The sequence below is a fragment of the Pseudomonas sp. LjRoot71 genome (assembly GCF_964253255.1).
GTDB lineage: Bacteria > Pseudomonadota > Gammaproteobacteria > Pseudomonadales > Pseudomonadaceae > Aquipseudomonas.
On sequence record NZ_CAXURA020000001.1, the window covers coordinates 2194527 to 2210025 of the forward strand.

Annotated in this window: 15 protein-coding genes; 6 read left to right on the forward strand and 9 right to left on the reverse strand. The window is 59.7% G+C overall.

The features are described 5' to 3' along the window. Positions 1–167 precede the first annotated feature (167 nt). On the reverse strand, positions 168–1076 hold the full coding sequence (locus ACSQ17_RS10475; protein ID WP_436068546.1) for a LysR family transcriptional regulator: 909 nt from the start codon (positions 1074–1076) through the stop codon (positions 168–170). A gap of 183 nt (positions 1077–1259) precedes the next feature. Here ACSQ17_RS10475 and ACSQ17_RS10480 point away from each other — a divergent pair, with 183 nt between their 5' ends. Then, positions 1260–2438 (forward strand): acyl-CoA dehydrogenase, encoded by a 1179-nt coding sequence (locus ACSQ17_RS10480; protein WP_160014009.1) that lies wholly within the window; start codon positions 1260–1262, stop codon positions 2436–2438. 107 nt (positions 2439–2545) lie between these two features. After that, positions 2546–3769, forward strand: coding sequence for a CaiB/BaiF CoA transferase family protein (locus tag ACSQ17_RS10485; protein WP_436068547.1), 1224 nt, complete (start codon positions 2546–2548; stop codon positions 3767–3769). Between the two features lie 119 nt (positions 3770–3888). Here ACSQ17_RS10485 and ACSQ17_RS10490 read toward each other — a convergent pair whose 3' ends face one another. Genes ACSQ17_RS10490 through hmpA form a run of 3 tightly spaced genes read right to left on the reverse strand, consistent with a single transcriptional unit; the run spans position 3889 to position 6531 of the window. After that, a complete protein-coding gene (locus tag ACSQ17_RS10490; RefSeq protein WP_436068548.1) occupies positions 3889–5079 on the reverse strand; it encodes an NnrS family protein in 1191 nt (396 codons plus the stop codon). After that, the gene (locus tag ACSQ17_RS10495; protein WP_436068549.1) at positions 5066–5320 is read right to left on the reverse strand and encodes a transmembrane sensor/regulator PpyR; all 255 of its coding nucleotides are present in this window, start codon (positions 5318–5320) and stop codon (positions 5066–5068) included. The genes ACSQ17_RS10490 and ACSQ17_RS10495 overlap by 14 nt, the downstream gene beginning before the upstream one ends. A 29-nt stretch (positions 5321–5349) precedes the next feature. Then, positions 5350–6531: an NO-inducible flavohemoprotein gene (hmpA, locus tag ACSQ17_RS10500; RefSeq protein ID WP_436068550.1), complete on the reverse strand. Its 1182-nt coding sequence runs from the start codon at positions 6529–6531 to the stop codon at positions 5350–5352. Between the two features lie 174 nt (positions 6532–6705). Here hmpA and norR point away from each other — a divergent pair, with 174 nt between their 5' ends. Further along, positions 6706–8319, forward strand: coding sequence for a nitric oxide reductase transcriptional regulator NorR (gene norR, locus ACSQ17_RS10505; protein ID WP_436068551.1), 1614 nt, complete (start codon positions 6706–6708; stop codon positions 8317–8319). A 78-nt stretch (positions 8320–8397) separates the two neighbouring features. Here norR and ACSQ17_RS10510 read toward each other — a convergent pair whose 3' ends face one another. Beyond that, positions 8398–10416 carry an RNA-binding domain-containing protein gene (locus tag ACSQ17_RS10510; protein WP_436068552.1) on the reverse strand — a complete coding sequence of 673 codons (2019 nt, stop codon included), beginning with the start codon at positions 10414–10416 and terminating at the stop codon, positions 8398–8400. A 546-nt stretch (positions 10417–10962) separates the two neighbouring features. Here ACSQ17_RS10510 and ACSQ17_RS10515 point away from each other — a divergent pair. Together ACSQ17_RS10515 and ACSQ17_RS10520 are read left to right on the forward strand one after the other, a co-directional pair. Further along, entirely contained in the window at positions 10963–11106 is a 144-nt protein-coding gene (locus tag ACSQ17_RS10515; protein ID WP_436068553.1) for a hypothetical protein, read from the forward strand. 34 nt (positions 11107–11140) lie between these two features. After that, complete coding sequence (locus ACSQ17_RS10520) at positions 11141–11434, forward strand: hypothetical protein (RefSeq protein ID WP_436068554.1); 294 nt, start codon at positions 11141–11143, stop codon at positions 11432–11434. A 33-nt stretch (positions 11435–11467) separates the two neighbouring features. Here the strand turns inward: ACSQ17_RS10520 and ACSQ17_RS10525 are convergent, their stop codons facing one another. From ACSQ17_RS10525 to ACSQ17_RS10540, 4 genes are all read right to left on the reverse strand, one after another. Then, positions 11468–11833 (reverse strand): HAD domain-containing protein, encoded by a 366-nt coding sequence (locus ACSQ17_RS10525; RefSeq protein WP_436070458.1) that lies wholly within the window; start codon positions 11831–11833, stop codon positions 11468–11470. A 68-nt stretch (positions 11834–11901) separates the two neighbouring features. Further along, positions 11902–12552, reverse strand: coding sequence for a hypothetical protein (locus ACSQ17_RS10530; RefSeq protein ID WP_436068555.1), 651 nt, complete (start codon positions 12550–12552; stop codon positions 11902–11904). Then, positions 12549–12797 carry a hypothetical protein gene (locus ACSQ17_RS10535; protein WP_436068556.1) on the reverse strand — a complete coding sequence of 83 codons (249 nt, stop codon included), beginning with the start codon at positions 12795–12797 and terminating at the stop codon, positions 12549–12551. Before ACSQ17_RS10535 ends, ACSQ17_RS10530 begins: the two co-directional genes overlap by 4 nt. Positions 12798–12936: 139 nt before the next feature. Then, entirely contained in the window at positions 12937–13812 is an 876-nt protein-coding gene (locus ACSQ17_RS10540; protein WP_436068557.1) for a hypothetical protein, read from the reverse strand. 1015 nt (positions 13813–14827) lie between these two features. Here ACSQ17_RS10540 and ACSQ17_RS10545 point away from each other — a divergent pair. Next, positions 14828–15043 (forward strand): helix-turn-helix transcriptional regulator, encoded by a 216-nt coding sequence (locus ACSQ17_RS10545; RefSeq protein WP_436068558.1) that lies wholly within the window; start codon positions 14828–14830, stop codon positions 15041–15043. The last annotated feature ends 456 nt before the right edge of the window (positions 15044–15499 follow it).

A 15499-nucleotide genomic window follows, 5' to 3' on the forward strand; every position in this document is an offset into this window, starting at 1 on the left:
ACGTACTGTGGAGTGTACAAGTGTAGCCACTGAGATAGCTGACTACGGGGTCAACATTGATCTGGCGCGCACTCTAGGCGGCCTGTATGGCGAGGTAAAGCAATTTCCGACGGATTGCCGCCGAAGCGTTGACGGCCTTTTTCGCCAACAACCTGACAGGCTGTTGTCTATTTCAAGCCATGGGCCAGGGCATAGGCATGGGCCTCACGCACCAGCCAGTCGCGCAACAGCAACAGCGCTGCCGATTCCAGTTTGCGTTCGGGGATCATCAGGTAATACGCCTTGTCGCTCGATAGGCTCAGCGGCGCGGCAATCACCAGCCGCCCCTCATCCAGTTCGCGGCGGATCAGAAACGGCGGAATCAGCGCCACACCCATCTCATGCATGGCCGCCTGGGCCAGCATGGAGAACAGCTCATAGCGCGGCCCGCTCATATCCCGCGGGCTGTTCAGGCCCTGGGCGTTGAACCACTGGCGCCAGGCATAGGGCCGTGTGGTCTGCTGCAACAGCGGCAGGCTGGCGATCTGCTCGGCGCTCAATTGCGTCTGCCCACCAAGCAGCGCCGGGCTGCACACCGGCATCGGGTTTTCGCGCATCAGCAGGTGCGCTTGGGTACCGGACCAGTCGCCATCGCCGAAGTACACCGCTGCGTCGAACTCAGTGTCGGCAAACAGAAAGGGCCGGGTGCGGTTGGTCAGGTTGACCGTGATCTGCGGGTGCAAACGCTGAAAGTCCTTCAATCTGGGCAGCAACCACTGTGTGCCGAAGGTCGGCACCACCGCCAACTCGATGCTCATCGCGCCTTGCTGGCCCATCACCGCCAGGGTGTCGCGCTCTACTGCATCGAGCTGGCCGGCCACCCGCCGCGCATAGGACTGACCGGCCTCGGTCAGCTTTACCCCACGCCTTGAGCGGCGAAACAGCTCAATATTAAGGAAGGCCTCCAGCCCGGCGATCTGCCGGCAGACCGCACCCTGGGTCAGCGCCAGCTCCTCGGCGGCCTTGGTAAAACTCTGGTGACGCGCCGCCGACTCGAAAGCGATCAGCGCGGCGGTGCTGGGAATCTTGCGGCGCAATTGTGCATCACCCTCACTTTATTGAGCAAAAACTGCCAAATAAGCCTATCTCGAAGTGAGCAATACGCACAATTGCGTGCACATTACTCGTTTGCCTGCCTGCCAGAAGCCGCCTAGGATCAATCCCACGCTTCGCGGGTGATTATCCCCGCACCTTTATTGTCCTGATTCGAGGTTTCCCACATGGCCAAGGCAAGCTTTAACTGGATCGACCCGCTGCTGCTCGACCAGCAACTGACCGAAGAAGAACGCATGGTGCGCGACAGCGCCCAGCAGTTCGCCGCCGACAAGCTGGCCCCGCGCGTACTGGAAGCCTTCCGCCATGAGCAGACGGACCCGAAAATCTTCCGTGAGATGGGCGACACTGGCCTGCTCGGCGCCACCATCCCCGCCGAATACGGCGGCAGCGGCCTGAACTACGTGTGCTACGGCCTGATTGCCCGTGAAGTGGAGCGCATCGACTCCGGCTACCGCTCGATGATGAGCGTGCAGTCCTCCCTGGTCATGGTGCCGATCTTCGAATTCGGCAACGAAGCGACCAAGCAGAAGTACCTGCCCAAGCTGGCCAGCGGCGAATATATCGGCTGCTTCGGCCTGACGGAGCCGGACCATGGCTCCGACCCAGGCTCGATGATCACCCGCGCGAAGAAGGTCGACGGCGGTTACCGCCTGACCGGCGCGAAGATGTGGATCACCAACTCGCCAATCGCTGACGTGTTTGTGGTCTGGGCCAAGGATGACGCCGGCGAAATCCGCGGCTTTGTCCTGGAAAAAGGCTGGCAGGGCCTGAGCACCCCGGCGATTCACGGCAAGGTCGGCCTGCGTGCGTCGATCACCGGTGAAATCGTCATGGACAACGTATTCTGCCCGGAAGAAAACGCCTTCCCTGACGTGCGCGGTCTGAAAGGCCCGTTCACCTGCCTCAACTCCGCCCGCTACGGCATCAGCTGGGGCGCGCTGGGTGCGGCCGAGTTCTGCTGGCACACCGCGCGGCAGTACACCCTGGATCGCAAACAGTTTGGTCGCCCATTGGCGCAGACCCAACTGATCCAGAAAAAGCTCGCCGACATGCAGACCGAGATCACCATGGCCCTGCAAGGCTGCCTGCGCCTGGGCCGGATGAAGGACGAAGGCACCGCTGCGGTGGAAATCACCTCGATGATGAAGCGCAACAGCTGCGGCAAGTCTCTGGACATCGCCCGTATGGCCCGCGACATGCTCGGCGGCAACGGCATCAGTGACGAGTACGGTGTGGCCCGCCACCTGGTCAACCTGGAAGTGGTCAACACCTATGAAGGCACCCACGACGTCCACGCGCTGATCTTGGGTCGTGCGCAGACCGGCCTTCAAGCGTTCTTCTGACACGCTTCGTAGGATGGGTTAGCCGCGCAGCGGCGTAACCCATCACTCGACTCGATGGGTATCGCTACGCTCAACCCATCCTACGTTTCTCTTCCGTGAGGTTTCCCATGCCCGGCGCACTGTCGCATATCCGCGTTCTCGATCTGTCCCGCGTACTGGCCGGGCCCTGGGCCGGGCAGATTCTCGGTGACCTGGGTGCCGAGGTGATCAAGGTCGAGCGCCCCGGCACAGGCGACGATACCCGTCACTGGGGCCCGCCCTACGTGAAGGACGCCGAGGGCAACGACTCGCGCGAGGCAGCCTATTTCCAGAGCGCCAACCGCAACAAGCAATCAGTGACCCTGGATTTCACCCAGCCCGAAGGTCAGCGGCTGGTTCGTGAGTTGGTCGCGCAGTGCGACGTGCTGCTGGAAAACTTCAAGGTCGGCGGCCTGAGCGCCTACGGCCTCGACTACGCATCACTGAAAGCCATCAATCCACGGCTGATCTATTGCTCGATCACCGGCTTCGGTCAGGATGGCCCCTACGCCAAACGCGCCGGCTACGACTTTATGATCCAGGGCCTCGGCGGGCTGATGAGCCTGACCGGCAAGCCCGACGGCGAGGAGGGTGCTGGCCCGGTGAAAGTTGGCGTCGCCCTCACCGACATTCTCACCGGTCTGTACGCCACAGTCGGCGTGTTGGCCGCGCTCAACCAGCGTGAACAGTCCGGTCTCGGCCAGCATATCGATGTAGCGCTGCTCGACGTGCAGGTGGCCTGCCTGGCCAACCAGGCGATGAACTACCTGAACACCGGTATCTCGCCCAAACGCCTGGGCAACGCCCACCCGAATATCGTGCCCTACCAGGATTTCCCCTCGGCCGATGGCAACTTCATTATCGCCGTGGGCAACGACGGCCAGTTCCGCAAACTGTGCGAGGTCGCAGGCTGCGTGGCACTAGCCGACGACCCGCGTTTTGCCAGCAACAAGGCCCGCGTCGCGCATCGCGCCGAGCTGATCCCCCTGCTGCGCCAGGCCACGGTGTTCAAGACCACCGCCGAATGGGTGACGCTGCTGGAAGCCGCCGGCGTACCCTGCGGGCCGATCAACGACCTGGCCCAGGTATTCGCCGACCCACAGGTACAGGCGCGTGGCCTACGTATCGACCTGCCCAACAGCCTGGGCAGCACCACCCCGCAAGTGGCCAGCCCGCTGCGCCTATCGGAAACCCCGGTGGAGTACCGCAACGCGCCACCGCTGCTCGGCGAACATACCGAGCAAGTGCTGAGCCGCCATCTGGGGTTGAGTGCTGAACAGATCAGCGCGCTGCGCGAGGCGGGCGTACTCTGAGCCCGATGCAAAAGCACCGCACTGCCGGTCGAATCAGCTATGCGTGGGAGGGGCTTTAGCCGCGATGCGTTCAGCGCCTTCAGCCCTTCGCGGTTAAAGCCCCTGCCACCGGCAAAACGTTAGCCCGGCTGCCCATCCACCCGCGCTGTGCAGAACATCACCGCATAGTGGCGCACGAACAGGGCAAAGGCCGCGATCCACAACAGGCTGGACAAACCCAGTCCGCTGGCCGGGGCAAACGGCACCAGCAGCACCCGCGCCACAACGGCCAGTTGCAGGCAGGCAAACGCCCAGCCCATCACCGCAGGTGGCTGCAACGGCCGCCCGGTATGGCCCAGGCTGACCCGCGCGAGCATCGCCAGAATCGCCCCGCCGACCGTACCCAGCGCCAGCGCGTGATAGGCCAGGCTGGCATTGCTCAACCAGCCCGCATGCCAGGCCGCCAGAGCCAGCAGCGCCAGCGGCAGCCAGGCGTAGGCCAGGTGCAATGACCAGAGCAGCGGCACGCGCCAGATCCCGACGTTGTACCAGTGCCACAGACGCAAACCGTGCAGCGCAGCCAGGGCCAGCAACAGCGGCAACATCCATATCGATGGCTGCAAGGCCAGGCCACTGGCAAACAGCAGCGCCAGACTCAGAGACAGCACGAGCACCAGCACATCCAGCCGCGGTCTTGGGCTAGCAGGCGCAAGCTGGTTGAGGCCGCGCTGGGTGAAAAACGGAATCACCCGCCCGCCGATAATGCTCACCAGCGCGGCGATCAGCCACAAGCCGGCCAGCGCCCCGCGCCGTTGCAATTCATCATCGCCACGCCACAGGCCATACAGCAGCAACCACTCACAGGCCGCCATCAGCAGCACCACAACCACCAGCGGGTAATTGCGCCATTGCCGCACGACCCACAACTGTCGCCCAAGCACCAGTGCCAGCAGCGGCAACAACGGCAATTGCAAGACCAGCAGCACAGGCAGTGGCACCCCAACCAGCCAGGCCAGCCGCGCCAGCAGCCAGAGCGCGAACAACCCCGCCAGCGGCCAACCACTCAGCCCCGGCCGGCCCGTCCAGTTCTGCACGGCGGTCAGCAGAAAGCCGGCAATGATCGCCCCGGCAAAACCGAACGGCAGCTCATGCCGGTGCCAGGCCAGACTGCCGCCCGACGGCTGCCAACCTGGCAGATAGCCCAACAGCACCGCCGCCCACAGGCCAATTGCCAACAGGGCAAACAACGCCCCGCCGAGAAAAAACGGACGAAACCCCAGCCGCCACAGCGGCGCAATGCTCAGCTCACGCTGCCTATCACGCAGTAACACAGCAAGGCTCCTGTTGTTTACGCAGATGCTGCTGCGCGGCCAGGCGCAGCACATAACCAAGCTTGAGCAGACCGGGGCCGATGATGGTCAACGAATGCGCCGTGACCAGGCTGCCCATGCTCAACTGCGCCTCCAGGCCGTAAGCCCCAAGCAGACCGCCGAGCAACAGCAGCACGCCAACCAGCAACATGCGATTGGCCAGTTGCAGCGCCCGCAAGGGGCAGGACAGATACGCCAACATAATCACCTCCCAGGCTGCTAAGCCCCTGTTTAACTATCCAGCGCGCTGGCCGGACCAAAGAACTCGTAATGACTCTGCGCCGCCGGCACCCCGAGGCTGTGCAGATGCCGTTTGACCTGCGCCATAAACGGCTTGGGGCCCAGGAAGTAGGCATCCAGATCACGCTGCTCAGGCAACCATTGATCCAGCTGCTCCAGGCTGAGAAAGCCCTCGCCATCCGCCTCATCGCCCGCACGCGGTTCGCTGTAGCACACGTAATGGCGTAGTTGCGGACGCTCGCTGCGCTGCGCCTCAACCCAGTCGCGGAAGGCATGCACCCCAGCATGTCGCGCGCAGTGGATAAAGTGGATCTCGCGGCCACTGTCACGTGCGGCTTCAAGCATGCTCAGGGCCGGGGTGATGCCAACGCCTGCGCTGATCAGCACCAGCGGCTTGTTTGAGTCACGCAGGACAAAATCCCCGGCCGGAGCGAACAGCTCCAGGCTATCGCCAACCTGCAACTGGTCATGCAGGTAATTGGACACCTTGCCGCCCACCTCACGCTTGACGCTGATGCGGTACTCGCGGCCATTGCCCAGGGCCGACAGCGAGTAGTTGCGGCGCTGCTCGCCGCCGTCCAGCAGCAGGCGCATGCCGATATATTGGCCAGGCTGGAAGGCCACCAGCGCACCGCCATCGGCCGGTACCAGGTACAGCGAAACAATCTCTTCGCTCTCCTGCACCTTGCGGCTCAAACGGAAACTGCGCGCCCCGCGCCAACCACCCTCGGCAGTGGCGTTGGCGCTGTAGGCCGCCTCTTCAGCACCGATCAGGATGTCCGCCAACTGCCCGTAAGCCAAGGCCCAGGCCTCGATCACCGCATCGGTGGCGATCTCTTCACCCAGCACTTCACGAATCGCCCGCAGCAGGCAGCTGCCAACAATCGGGTAATGCTCGGGCAGGATCTGCAGCGACACATGCTTGTTGACGATCTGCCCGACCAGAGGCCCCAGCGCATCAAGCCGGTCGATATGCCGGGCATACATCAGCACCGCATTGGCCAGCGCACGTTGCTGGCCACCACTGGCCTGATGCGCCTGGTTGAACAACGCGCGCACCTCGGGGTACTCGCTGAGCATCATCTGATAGAAGTGCCGAGTCAGGGCTTCACCACCACTTTCCAGCAGCGGTACGGTGGCTTTGATCAGGGCAGTTTGTGCGGGGGTCAACATCCAGGCTTCCTCGTCAGGCGACACGCTGCACTTGCGCAGCGGTTCGGTTCATATCACCCTGACTACTACAGGAAGCGTGCCAATTTATTTATTCATATAAATCACATACTTAGAAATATACGTGTCTTTATGACAGCGTTGAATTTGAGTCTTTATGACAACCACCGTGTCCTTATGACAGCAAACCCACTGCTTACCGCACTAATTCCCCTGGTCGCCGACCTGTCCCGCGAACTGCCGGAGGCCGAACGCTATCGCCGCCTGTTGCAGGCACTGCGGCAACTGCTGCCATGCGACGCCGTGGCGCTGCTTAAACTCGACGGCGACGTGCTGATCCCACTGGCGGTCGAAGGGCTGAGCGCCGACACCCTTGGCCGACGCTTCAAACTCAGCGAACAGCCGCGCCTACAGGCACTGCTGGCACAACGCGGGCCGACACGCTTCGCCACCGACTGCGAAATGCCCGACCCTTATGACGGCCTGGTCGAAGGCCATCGCGGCCACCTGCCGGTACATGACTGCCTGGGCTGCCCGCTGTATGTGCAGGACCAGCCCTGGGGCCTGCTGACCCTCGACTCGCTCGATCCGGCGAGCTTCGGCCGGGTTGATCTGGACAACCTGCACGCCTTTGCCAGCCTGGCCGCCGCCACCGTGATGGCCAGTGAACGGATCAATGCGCTGTTGCAACACGCCGAAGATCAGCACCAGTTGGCCGAGGCTTACAAACAGGCCGCCGGCCAGCAACGCCCGCGTGAACTGATCGGCCAGAGCGCCGTGCACAAGCGCCTGGCAGCTGAGATTGCGCTGGTCGGCAACAGCGAGCTGAGCGTGCTGATCAGCGGTGAAACCGGGGTTGGCAAGGAGCTGGTCGCCGAAGCCCTGCACGCCGCCTCGCCACGCGCGGCCAAACCACTGATCAGCCTCAACTGCGCAGCACTGCCCGACAGCCTGGTGGAAAGCGAATTGTTCGGCCATGTACGCGGGGCCTTTACTGGCGCGCACAACGAGCGCCGTGGCAAGTTCGAACTGGCCGACGGCGGCAGCCTGTTTCTCGATGAAATCGGCGAACTACCGCTGCCCGCGCAAGCCAAGCTGCTGCGCGTGCTGCAAAGCGGCCAGCTGCAACGGGTGGGCGCCGACCAGGAACAGCGGGTCAACGTACGCGTGCTGGCCGCCAGCAACCGCGACCTGGCCGAGGAGGTGCGCGCCGGGCGCTTTCGCGCCGACCTCTACCATCGCCTCAGCGTTTATCCCCTGAAAGTCCCGGCCCTGCGCGAGCGCGGCCGCGATATATTGCTGCTGGCCGGCTACTTTCTCGAAGAAAACCGCGCCCGCCTGGGGCTGCGCAGCCTGCGCCTGACCAGCGACGCCCAGACCAGCCTGCTGGCGTACAGCTGGCCGGGCAACGTGCGCGAACTCGAACACCTGATCGGTCGCGCTGCGCTCAAGGCACTGGCCAGCTGCAGCGAACGCCCGCGCATCCTCAGCATCGACAGCCCCCACTTCGACCTTCCGCAGCAGCAAGCCGCCGAGCCGCAGCCTCCGGCAAGCAACCCGGTCATACAGGCCAACGCCCTGCCCCTGCGCGAAGCCGTCGACGCCTACCAGAAACAGCTGATCAGTCAGACCCTCGACCGCCACCAACACAAATGGGCCGCCGCCGCCCGCGAGCTGGGCATCGACCGCGCCAACCTGATCCGCCTGGCCAAGCGCTTGGGTTTGGAAAAACCGTCCGAGTTAATAAGTCTTGGCTCTGACCATGGTGCTCGCGATACAACGGCGACTTGATCAACTCCCAGCCCTTACAGCCAGTGCAGAAAGAGCATTGAGTGCGACAGCAAAAACTAGAAATCGCTTACTGCTGACTTATTCACTTTCCGTTGTTCTGTAGGCCTGCATCTGATGCGTGGGCGTTGTGGGGAAGGCCAGTTGCAAACGGCCGGTTTGAACCAACTGCTTTAAGTGCTGTTTGCGCAGGGAGTCAGCATTGCGGCTCAACAACTCGGCCAGACAGGTTCCAGTTATGTAATGACCATGACAGACATCAACGATCGCGCGCTGCATTTCATCGGCATCCAGCTTGCGATAAGCCCGAGCCAACAAGGCACTCTCGACAAGGGCTCTACGAAAGTCCTCATTCAACAGCGCAAGATCATCGATCAGAGGCGCATCCAATTTTTCTGTAAGCCTGCGGCCCTGGCTATCGCGCTGACAGCTTTTGTCACCGCTCTCTGGCAAATGTCCGGAGCTGACCAGCAAATGTCCGGAGCTTCCGGCCAAATGTCCGGAGCTAACTAGCAAATGTCCGGAGCTGTCGGTCAAATATTCGGAGCTCTCCGACAGATATTCGGAGCCACCGCCAAACACATCTTCCGGCGTTGGTAAACCTGCACCAGGCAAACAATAAACGGCACCACGACCGGGATTGTGGCTTTCCAGAAACCCCGTTCGCACCAACCCTTGCAGCAATCGGGACGCCTCAAGCGACTGTATGCCTGTCATTTCCATTATTCGTGCATGGCTGACGGTCCGCTCGGAAGCAGCGGCTGCCAGTGTCAGACGCTCATCGTGGGACAGCTGATCGAAGGCCATACCGAACTGCAATCGAAGAGCGGCGAGCACTTCTGCCGGCAACAGATCGACCATACGCAGCTCGAGCAATGTCTGGTTGTAAGGCTCAGCACGCTCGAACAGTGCAGGAGTGCGCCAGTGCCGGTCTTTCCAGCCCGCATAAATTTTCGGAATCCCCGAACCTGCCTGCTCACCCACACCAACGAAGCGGAACATCTTGTGCAGTGTGCGATTGCGGCAGTCATGCTCACCACCGCGAATAGCCACCTCAGGTGGCACGCGCATTAACCCTGGATTACGAAACCCGAACATGTCCGGACGTTTGACAACCAGCACCGAGGCGCGATCAGAATAGTCCGCATGCACCAGCACATTGGCCAGCGCCTCGCGCAGTGCTACATGTACCGGCGTCTCGTCCTGACGCTCGCCTTTCTCAAGCTTGAATGGCACCTTCAGATCAGCCGTGAGCTTGAGGTAGACCTTGCGGTAGAAGTCGAACAGATTGCCCGACCATTTGCCGTCCAAGGTGACGCGATCCACCCAACGCAATTCGGTACGTGCTTCCGGTCGCTCCTGATAGTCGAGCATGTAGTTGGGCAACGCCTCCTGGATAGTGCTCATCCAACCGAACATCAGCAACCCCGCCAGAGTAAGGCCTGCAGTATCGTTCTCACGATCACGACGCCAGCCGCCAATCTGACGCAAGAACTCCTGATCCTCCAGCGTGTTCCACGGATGCACAGGATCACGGTTGGCAAATACCTGACGGTAGGCACGCAGGGTCTCGCCACACAGGTCGTCAAGATGGTAACCCTTGAGAATACGGTCATCACGACTGTCTTCCACCTGTTCGGCAAGCATCCGCTTTACATCTTCATCGGATACATGGCGGTCACCGTCATTCAGTCGGCGATAGATATGGCCGAAGGGATTGGTCGTCAGATACACCGGGCGCTGTTTACGATTGGCGCGAGGCACATCCACCAACAGCAGAGTGCGGCCGCCCAGTTCGACCTCGCGCACGTTGCCATCGCTCAGCAGGTTGGCACTAACCTGCTTGCGGTTATTGAGATTGTCGAACAGCTCCTTTCGCACTTTGGCTGGGTTGACGATGCCTTCTACCTGGAACTGACCTTTCTTCTCCCGCACCCCGAGTAACACCACGCCGCCCTGGGTATTGGCAAAAGCGCTATAGGTCAGCCAGAAATCCTCCGGCAATGCACCCTGACCGTCACGCCCCGCCGCGAGCTTGCATTCGAGATCGATGGATTCACGCAAGAGTTCAAGGTCGGAGGGGGAGTGGAGGTCGATCATTGCTGAAGTATTCCTGCTTAAAAGGACTGCGGCTAACAGAGCATAAACTCTTCAACCTGGCCGAATGTATTTCGCGCAGGTTGCCCCTGCAGCCTCAGCTGTAATTTTCATCGAGACGAAAGATTGGCGTTGATGCTTTATCTCGAGAGGCGCCACACTTTTTCAAAGTTCCGTTGGCATACAAACGGGCATACTTGAATAGAAGTAGACAGACAAAACAAGAAAGCCCGCACTAGGCGGGCTTTCAGGGTGTTTCCAGTGCATATGGAAACCAGTATGTGGCCCAGGCGTGCCTCTAACCAGAAATACAAGCAATTGATTTATATGGAAATAAATTATTCGAATTGTCATAGGCATACAGTCTGGCATACACAATGCGAGCTGCTGAATGATCCTTATGGCCATCAGATAGGCCAGCTTCGCTGAGGTACCGGAGCCCGGGCAAAGCTGAGGCATGTTACGAGTATTATGAAATTGATAATTTCGTGACATACGCCTGATCGGTCTTCAACGAGTTATTCACAGACTAAGGAAAGAAGCCCTGAGATGAAGATGATCAACAAAATGATGGCGGTTCTGGGCCTGGCTCTGACTTTGGTGGGTTGCGATCACCCGGACATGCTCTCCTCCAGCCAGATCAATCAAGTGGGAGCCGGTTGCTACCGACTACTTGAACAAGCACCTGGTTAAGCCGAAAGGCGCTCAGTCGGAGTGGAAGCTGGAAGTGAAGAATGACCAGGGCATACAGATAGTCAGCGTGTTCATCGATGGCGAGAAAGCAGCCTGGACGGGTTGCAACCCCACCAATGGTGTCAGCGACAAGAGTGCCTGGCCGGTATGTGCTGTCTTGGATAGCACCCCAGTCATAGCCATACACTGGAGCGAGTCCAACGGTTACCGTGTTGGTTCCTCTGCTGGCCCGCGCTTCGGTGGTGATTATGATGTCGAGGGCGATCTGGCAGTAGCACTCATAGACGGTATGCGTCCGATGTTCAAAGTCAAAGGTGTTGATCTGTAAGCAGGAAAATCCGGATCAGACATTCGACGTCTTTCATCTCCCGGCCGCCAGTCTCGCGCGCAGCAGCGCCTCGATGCGATCATCCAGTCCATCATAAAAGACGCATTCAATCAGCCGATCCCTGTGCTGGTTGAACTGCCAGCCCTGGTCGTCCAGGGCGAGCCAGGGTTCGTCGATCCGGCCTGCAGCCTCTAACCATTCAAGGATCTCACCCTCGCGGCGGGCGGGTAGCCAGCCGTCAATTCGTTCGGCGATCGGCGTCACGCCGATAATCCACTCGCGCAGATCGACCGGGAATAGGTCGCGCAGCTCGTCGAACGAGAGCGTTTCGCGCCATAGCGAGCTGATCACCACCTCGGCCTGGGGGAAGTCGCGCAGGATCTCGACCAGCCGCGGCAGCTAGCGCAGGCGCTGATCGGTTTGGGGAGGGTCTGGGTGCAGCACCCCGTCGATATCGAGGAAGAGGATCACGGCCTGCAGCCCGGATCGGCGTTCGACGTATTTTTCTGGTCACGCCACGCGCGGAAGGCCTCCAGCAGATCGCCGTCGGGCCAGTGGCCTTTCTCGACCTGGAGGCGGACAAACTCGGTCAGATCCTTGTCGTCGACACCTAGCTCGGCTCGCTTGGCCTTGCCGCGGGCCAGGGCTTGGCGAAAGCCGTCTCTGACTGCGCACTCCAAGTCGAGGATCGGAGCAAATAGGAAGGCGGCGGCCTGCAGGCGCGTCATGCGCTCCAGGGCGGCGCGGTCGGTGCTGAAAAGGGCCAGTCTCAGGCCGGAAAGCTCGGAGCTGGCCAGGGCGTCGCGGGCGGCTTTGAGGGCGTAGGTCAGTTCGGCATTTTCGAGACGCTCGGCGTGATCGATCAGGATGTAGATCTGCTCACCGGTCAGGCGGCTAGCAGCTTCCAGGGTCGCGGCGATGGTGTGTCCTGGTGGAACGGCCAGTTGGTCGGCCAGCTGCTCGATAGCAAGCTTGTTGTCTTCAGTTTCGATCAGGACGGCGAGAGGCTTTCCCGCCTCCCCCAGCACCTCGGCCAGGCGCTGGCAGATGCCCTCCGGGGCGTGGATGAACAGGCCAGAATCCGCCTGGTCGAGGTGCTGGAGGAGACCAGGGGTCATCTGCTCATACCTTGGTCTTGTTGAGTCTGCTCGAGCTCAGGCTCGGGCAGGTTTTCCACCATCTGGAAAAAGACCTCCGCGAAAGCCTGGGCGACTTCCTCCAGCACGCCGATGATCCGCGAATGCTCGCGGGCGTCGTCTGGTGCCAGGGCGTCGGCGATTTTTCGCGGCTCGGACAGGACGCGCTGCAGCACTTCCTGCTCGCCGTAGCTGAGGTCGATGACGGGTAGTAGGCGTTGGGTCATGGGAGGTAACCTCATCAGCGGCTCATGCCGCGGTCTTGGTGGTGGTCATGGATTTGCTCGGGCTCAGTAGGGGCTGGCTGATCATCCGAGTTTCGGATGAGGCTAAATCTCCATGCGCCGCCAACGCCACGCCGAGGAATTATCGAAGTTTAGTTTTTACAAAAGGCGGCTGATCGGCAAAAAGTACCTTCGGGTCTCGCACCTCGCCGCGCAGAGCTCTATCCGCCTCGACTGCCAACAAAATGGTTCTCCCCGCGCGACCATTTCGTGCAGAACCGTACCGACTTTTGCTTGCACGACTGACATGGCCTAACGCTAGAGAAATTGCGTCAGGGTCAAATTTTTGCGCTTTTAGGTCCGCTGCAAATGCATGTCTCAGGCTGTATGCACTAACGCTCTGAAATCCCAGTCTCTGCGCCGCTGCAGCAATGGCTTTTTGCAGGCCAAGTCCCTGTTTGGGCGCCACTGAAATTTGCCCGCCTTTACTCACAACCGCTTGACGAAGTTTCTCGGCAAGCCCTCCTCGCAGGGTTAAACATCGCCATGCTTGGCCTGCATCAGTGTTATGGCTGACCTTGGCACCCTGAATTAATATCTCCAGGCTACTGTCCGGCAGAGCTCGTAGCTCAATCGGCTTTCCTAACTCATCAGGCCTGGCGCCGGTAAGCACCATTATTGCGCAATGCAGTTGATGTTTAGATGGAATGGCCTCTAATAACTGGTTGCGCCAATTGCTGGGCAACCCGGCTAGAGAACGCCGTTTAGCCTTTGAGTTTTCCCGTTTCTTTTTGGGGAGAGCGTATCGCTCCTCAGCCATGAGTTGAGCGGCATAGTTCCTCGCCAGTGCTCGTGCGGCTGTGCGAGTTTCGGCTGTGGGGGCGTGCTCTGATTCGCGTAATGTCTCGGCCAACCAATGCGCCATAGATACACGCCATGCAGCCCTCAAAGCACCCGTATTGCGTAGCTGTTTGGCGGTCGCGTAATCGTGCCAGTGGGCACCATCGAGGCGCAGCATAATGCGTCGATACTCAGCCCGGGTGGAGTCAGCAAGCCCGCTATAGCGATCTAGGATCGGCTTGGCGATTGCTCGGAGTGCTCCCCGGTCTGACGGCGCTACGGGAATCACAGCGTTATTTGTTGAGCTGTCTGAGTTCTTATCTGGCCGCCTCATAAATTCTCCTGCTTACCCAGATTGCGCCTCTATCTACGCTGCGCTCCGACAGGCGCAATTACCGCAGAAATAGTGATTGCCCCCCCATTTTTGGCCGCCATTCTGGCCACCAAAAATGGGGTGAACGAGCTGTTTTACTCACCTGATTTCCCCTCGCCGGGCGGCACCTCCCCGGGCCACTGGAGTGGCCCGGGGAGGTGTGACAGGGTGTCTATTCAGTACGCGCGTCAACGCCAAGCGGCTGCGCCGACCTTGCGCTCCGTTCGCTCGGGTCGTGCCGACACGACGAGCCGGTGCACGGCGCGTTGACTCACAAATTGAGATCATGCCAACCACTACTTGGCGGCGTACTAAATATGCAGTTTGATGGGCTTGCCAATTCGTGAGTTCTCCCTACCCGCCAGGCTGAAAATATTCATTGATGAGTATTTAAATCGCAACCGAGCATCTATTAATTTGAATGCATCCACCATGAGAGTTGCGAAGAAACAGTCGCAGCGCATTGGTGGTCGCTCGTTATTTGGCTGGGAAAATTGTTATGCCTTTATATATACAAAAGCATATGTTTTTGCCGCAGATATTTATGCAGTAACGGGTCATTAGAATCACCGCGAAGCATGCTAGCCTGCCAAATCGCATCACAGTTAACAGTGCATCAAATCAGCACAATATGGATAATTGTTTTTCCCTATAAGGAAAACCCCTAAAACAGTAAAAAATACAAATAAAATATTGCGCCACAATTCTGATAGTAAAACAAAAGATAGGAAAATCTCATTTGCTTCCCCGTGCCGCCAAGCGTTGAATCGGTCTGCGTACAGCAGTCCATATCAAGTTATTTTAACGCCGGGTAAATTATATGAATACAGATCTGCGCATTATCCGCATCCGTGAGGTTGAAGTACTCACGACACTAAAGCGCTCAACAATTTATAAAAAACTGAGCACTGATAAAACCTTCCCCCGCCCCGTTCCACTGAGCGACAGCAACTCACGCGGAGCGCCTGTGGGATTCGTGCTGAGCGAGGTACTAGCTTGGATTGAGAGCCGAATCGAAAAGCGCGAGGGTCGATAGATGCCTCTCCCTAGCGCCGTCATAAGTGTTTTTCATAGCGCAAAAGCTAGGCGCGGTAAGCATGGCTCGGAGTAGGTTGAAGTCCAAGGGGCGAACAGACCGTGGCGGGTTCATTGCGATTCCCAATGCATTGCACGACTACCCCGCATTTGCCGAGTTGAGTGGTACTGCATTAAAAGTTCTACTGGGATTAGCGCGCCAGTACCGTGGGGCCAATAATGGCGATCTATCTGCATCCCACACGCAAGCTGTGAGGTGGGGTGTGGGTAGCAAAACATCACTAGCTAAAGCGCTGGTCGAACTCCAGAGGCACGGTCTGATAATACGCACCCGAGAGGGGGTATTCATCAATCCAGGCGGACGTTGTGCACTCTATGCGCTGGCTTGGAGGCCAGTTGATGACTGCCCTGGAAAGAACCTGGAAATTGCGTCTACGCCCACGCCATTGCTCAAATT